We start from the raw sequence: 2,465 nt of genomic DNA, 5'->3' as shown, positions 1-2,465 counted from the left end.
GTGGTGGAGGGATAGGGATTTGAAGCCTATCGCTCGCTAAAATTCTTTCGCAACCCTTTGATATTTATGGGTTTTTAACGCTTAAAGCTGCAAATCTAGTTACAAGTGTTTAAGTCAATTGACTTATAGAAAGATGACATTTGATAAATAATAAGTCAACTAAAAACTGCTAACCAGCTCAGTTATAATCATTTAAGTAAAAAAGGCATGCATATGCTTATGGTTATATATGATACGATATGCTATCAAAGTTAATAGTTATAGTTTATGCGATGTCTCAACTCAAAATTCAGTTCGTTAATGCTGGTGTAGGTGATTGTATTCTCCTCACAGATCAAACCAATGATAAGAAAATCTTGATAGATTCTGGTCCAGGAAAGGGAGCAGGAAGAGCTATGGTTACCAGTACGTTAATGCGTATATTAGGTGAAAATAAAGAGGTCGACTTGGCGATTCTTACTCACAACGATGACGACCATATTGGTGGGTTTGTAGGGCTGATCACAAGCAATATTGTTAATATCAATAAAATTCTCTTTAATACGGTCGCTCAGCTAGAAGATGACACGCTTGTAGACTCAGGAAAAGCATCATATCGACAAGACTTAAATTTATATAAGACAATAACAGAAACCAATATTGATATAGAAAGCCTTGTCGTTGGAGAAGAAAGCTCCAGTACCTTAAAGTTAGGCGATATGACGCTTAAATTTATTTCACCTAATCGAACAAAAATGAACAAACTAAAAGATTGGGCATCTAGAGAGAAAAAGTCAATTGATAAAAAGAAGCAAGAAAGCCTAACAACCCCCCAAAAATCATCGAAAGATATCACTTACAATAATCTTAATGATGCTTTAAAAGCAATTGAAATAGAGGATATATTTGATCCTGATACTAGAGAGCCTAACGGTTCCTCATTTGCTTTCATATTAGAGTATGGTGAACATCGTTTATTATTCCTTGGTGATTGCCATATGGATATTATAGAAGAATATTTTTCAGACCAAGAAAGCCCACAACGATTTGATCTTGTTAAATTATCACACCATTGTAGTGAACGTAATAATAGTCAAGAGTTCTTTAACCTAATTGAGTGTGAAAATTATGTTGTTTGCTGCGATGGTTTGAATAATCACGGCCACCCTTCAATGAAAACTATAGCTAGACTCACCAAAAGATTTCCAAGTTCGTATATACATTTTACCTCTGATAGCGAAAGTATCACAAATTTCACACAATCGTTTAAAGATAGATGCCATTTTCCAGAGGGAAACATCCTAGAGTTCACATATGACTTATCAAAATAATATTGTATCTATAAAGTCTGGAGTACCCGAAAGTACAGGGTATGCTTTCAAAAGTGCTTGTGGAAAAAGCAAGTACGTAATTACTTCTAAGCATGGTATCTGCATTGATAAACCGACTTGCGCACTCATATCTTCTGGAGTGAACGCATGTAGAAGTTGCTCAGGAAATATCGACAGTACTCAGATTTCAGTCAAGTTTGAAGATCGTGATTCTATAGTACCGATAGCTTCTTTTATATCGGAAAAAGCAGACGTTGCATTGCTAGAATTAGATGACGAACAGCCAAATTTAGAAGTATTAAAGTGCTCATTTAACGAAGCTGATGTCTACCACATGTGGAAACATGATAAGGCATCGATTCTTTTGGATAATAAACGAGCAAAAGATGGTTCATATATATTATATAATTTAAAAAGTGCAACTTTTTCGGAATTTTCACCTAAAAGTCAGGTTATACCTGGGTATTCTGGGACTCCAATTTTCTCTAAGGATGAACATGGTAACCCTATTGTACATGCAATTCTCACAGATAATGAGCTTAATAATGATATAGGAGCTGAGCTGATTAATAGAGAGCTATTAAGTGAACTGTCCTTAAAAGCAAACATTATAATAAACGATGCCTTTAGTTCACTATCTAAAGATATAACGAAGTCATTTATAGATACATGCTTTGAATTCTATTATGAATACGATTTAGGCAATGACAATAAGATTAAGGTATATTCAGTTCCATTCTCTGATTCAAATAAGTTTGACTTATCAAAAATTGTTGAATTTTTAACCAGCAACATGAGCAGGAGTGTTTTTTCTCCTAGAGAGGTTGAACTCTCACAAGGAAATGAACTGAAAATTCTAGAGGCATATAGTAAATTCTCATCTGCAACTAATGATATATATAGTAAACCAGCATTATTACAGAATTTAGTCGAATCTGATCTTTTAGCTCCGACATTATATAAATCAACAAAACAAGATGAGTTCAGCTCTATTCATATTAGAGAATTTTTCCCTGAAAAATTCGAACTTGTAATGTCTAAATTCTTTAGTGATAGTGATATCATTGAATCCATTAATAATTGTGCAAACTCTTTAAAGATTGCGAACAATACAAAAAGTGGTAGCTCTCTATTACTTGAACCAAGTTTTGTTCA

2 protein-coding genes are annotated in these 2,465 nt (G+C 33.8%); both read left to right on the top strand.

Translation table 11 applies throughout. The features are described from left to right. The first annotated feature begins 272 nt into the window (after positions 1 to 272). A complete protein-coding gene (locus AB4623_RS22980) occupies positions 273 to 1,310 on the top strand; it encodes a ComEC/Rec2 family competence protein (RefSeq protein WP_372099941.1) in 1,038 nt (345 codons plus the stop codon). Next, a partial coding sequence (locus tag AB4623_RS22975; protein WP_372147431.1) for a hypothetical protein occupies positions 1,294 to 2,465 on the top strand: 1,172 nt, incomplete at its 3' end. The genes AB4623_RS22980 and AB4623_RS22975, both read left to right, overlap by 17 nt.

This window comes from Vibrio sp. 10N.222.52.C12 (assembly GCF_041474215.1).
GTDB lineage: Bacteria > Pseudomonadota > Gammaproteobacteria > Enterobacterales > Vibrionaceae > Vibrio > Vibrio crassostreae_C.
This window is presented reverse-complemented; position numbering and strand designations above follow the sequence as displayed.

Excerpts from the sequence above, each read along its gene's own strand:
- AB4623_RS22980 (WP_372099941.1), top strand. The coding sequence starts at position 273 with ATGTCTCAACTCAAAATTCAGTTCGTTAATGCTGGTGTAGGTGATTGT.